This window comes from Actinomadura darangshiensis (genome assembly GCF_004349235.1).
In the GTDB taxonomy this organism is placed as follows: Bacteria; Actinomycetota; Actinomycetes; order Streptosporangiales; family Streptosporangiaceae; genus Spirillospora; species Spirillospora darangshiensis.
On record NZ_SMKY01000549.1, the window covers coordinates 1 to 2,627 of the forward strand.

Consider the following 2,627-nt stretch of genomic DNA (forward strand, 5'->3'; position numbering starts at 1 on the left):
GCGTCCGCCCGCCACTGGACTTGATCTTCCCGTCGGGCCGGGTGCTGCTGCCGCCCGACACGAAACCGGATCTGCTCTTCCCGCCGTAGTACCAGTAGTAGCGCCCATACGAACCGGACCCGTTGTCGATGTCGCCGGTGTCGCAGTTGTTGTCCGGGACGACCTTGTGGCCGCTCTTGCCCTTGGCCGGCGCGTTCCGGTCCACGCATCTCGCCGTGGTCGAACCGGAACCGCAGGCGACGAGGGTCAGCGACAGCGCGCTCACCATCCCCACCTTCACGGCGCGGGAGCTGAGCCGGCGAGTGGGCTCCTGTGGGGGCAAGAGAGCACGTCCTTCTCACGTGGGGGGCAACCGGGGCGGCGCAAGGCCGTCCACGGTAAGACGGCCATGACCCCGTTCCGGTTCGGCGCGAGTTCCGATCGGGGCGCCGCCGCCGTCAGTCGGGGACGGGGAGATGCGCGTAGAGGTCCATCGCGTCCACGGACGACGGCAGGTCGCTGACCTGCCCGTCACCGACCTCTACGACGCGCCAGACGCCGTCCGAGCGGCGAGCCACGTCGGTGGTGATGAACCGGCAGCCCAGCGCGCGGACCGCCGGGGCCACGGCGTCCAGGTCGGGATCGGGCTCCACGCCGGGGCTGTCCGGATGCGGCCCCACCAGGGCGGGCTCGCCGTCCACCCACCACACGCGCGCCTCACCCTCGCCGTCGTACTGCTCGAACTCGCGCACGACGAGACCGCCCGCCAGGCTGTCGTCCCGTAGCGCGACCATCTTCGAGGCGATGTCGTGCAGCCGTGCGAGGTTCTTCACATCGGGGACGAAGCACGCCTCCTCCCACTCGTGCTTGCACGACTTCACGTAGTCCTTGACCACACCGGGCCCGCCCCGCAGCGGCTTGACGAGCTCACCCAGCTCGTTGAGGTCACCAGGGTCCTGGCCGGTGCCGAGGGGACGCCACACGCTGTGCGGGGTCAGCCCGGCGAACGTGTCGTGCCAGCCCGGAAGCTCGTGCGCGCGCCGGTAGTCGTCCGGGTGCGTCAGCAGGAACGTCCCGCGCCGCTTCAAGGCGGCGGCCATCGCGCCGTACTCGTCCGCCGACACCATCCAGCCGCGGTACCAGACCGGCCCCAGGCTCGCCGGCACCGCCTCGACGGCATCGTCCACGTCGCCGCGCCGCAGGGCGTCGTGGTCGACCAGGACGATCTCGCCGTAATGGTCCCGCACGGCGGCGGCCTCGCGGGCGAAGTGGGGGTCAACGCGCCGGGGGTGGAGCGGATCGACGCAGAAGAGGACGGTCAGCGTCATGATTGGAACCCTCCGTCAACGCCGCCAGCGTACGGGGTGGGGACCAGGGAACGCACGGAGATTCCACCCCGAATCGGCGTTCGGGACGATGATCGAACGGATGTTCGGTAAGCTGGTCGCGGTCCGCGGCGTCATCCACAATTCGCGCCGGGCTCGAAAAGTGTCGGTGGCCCGCCGTAACGTCGCCCTCGACATCGCAAGCAGCGGCCGAGAGCCGACACCTCACGACAGAAGGACATCTCAATGGCAGCGAACGACCGGGAGAAGGCTCTCGAGACCGCACTCGCCCAGATCGAGCGGCAGTTCGGCAAGGGGTCGGTCATGCGGATGGGCGAGGAGGCGCGGGCGCCCGTCGAGGTGATCCCCACCGGCGCGATCTCCCTCGACATCGCGCTCGGCATCGGCGGCCTGCCCCGCGGCCGCGTCGTCGAGGTGTACGGCCCCGAGGGCTCCGGCAAGACCTCCATCGCGCTGCACGCCGTGGCGAGCGTCCAGAAGAAGGGCGGCATCGCCGCGTTCGTCGACGCCGAGCACGCGCTCGACCCCGAGTACGCCGCCAAGATCGGCGTCGACATCGACGCCCTGCTGGTCTCCCAGCCCGACACCGGCGAGCAGGCCCTGGAGATCACCGACATGCTGATCCGCTCCGGCGCGATCGACATCGTCGTCATCGACTCCGTCGCCGCGCTCGTGCCCCGCGCCGAGATCGAGGGCGAGATGGGCGACAGCCACGTCGGCCTCCAGGCCCGCCTCATGTCGCAGGCCCTGCGCAAGCTCACCGGCGCGATCAACCAGACCAAGACCACCGTCGTCTTCATCAACCAGCTCCGCGAGAAGGTCGGCGTCATGTTCGGCTCCCCGGAGACCACCACCGGCGGCCGCGCGCTGAAGTTCTACGCCTCCGTCCGGCTGGACGTCCGGCGCATCGAGACCCTCAAGGACGGCACCGAGGCCGTCGGCAACCGCGTCCGCATCAAGGTCGTCAAGAACAAGATGGCCCCGCCGTTCCGCGTCGCCGACTTCGACCTCCTCTACGGCCAGGGCATCAGCCGCGAGGGCGGCCTGATCGACCTCGGCGTGGAGCACGGCTTCGTCCGCAAGTCCGGCGCCTGGTACACCTACGACGGCGACCAGCTCGGCCAGGGCAAGGAGAACGCCCGCAACTTCCTCAAGGCCAACCCGGACATGGCCGACGGCATCGAGAAGAAGATCAAGGAGAAGCTCGGCATCGGCCCGAAGGTCGACAAGGAGGCCGAGCCCGCCGCGCCGGATGCCGCCGCGCCGGGCGCCGCCGCGCCCGACCCGCTCGCCGCCCCCGCG

3 protein-coding genes are annotated in these 2,627 nt (G+C 70.3%); 1 reads left to right on the forward strand and 2 read right to left on the reverse strand.

Annotated elements, in window-relative coordinates:
• Both E1293_RS46200 and E1293_RS46205 read right to left on the reverse strand, forming a co-directional pair.
• The coding region (locus E1293_RS46200) for a hypothetical protein (RefSeq protein ID WP_207939525.1) at nucleotides 1-322 on the reverse strand (322 nt) is incomplete at its 3' end.
• A 115-nt stretch (nucleotides 323-437) separates the two neighbouring features.
• A complete protein-coding gene (locus tag E1293_RS46205) occupies nucleotides 438-1,307 on the reverse strand; it encodes an ATP-grasp domain-containing protein (protein ID WP_132206385.1) in 870 nt (289 codons plus the stop codon).
• A gap of 243 nt (nucleotides 1,308-1,550) precedes the next feature.
• On the opposite strand from E1293_RS46205, the gene recA reads away from it, so the two are divergent.
• Nucleotides 1,551-2,627, forward strand: a 1,077-nt coding sequence (gene recA / locus E1293_RS46210) for a recombinase RecA (RefSeq protein WP_132206387.1), incomplete at its 3' end; no start/stop codon positions are given.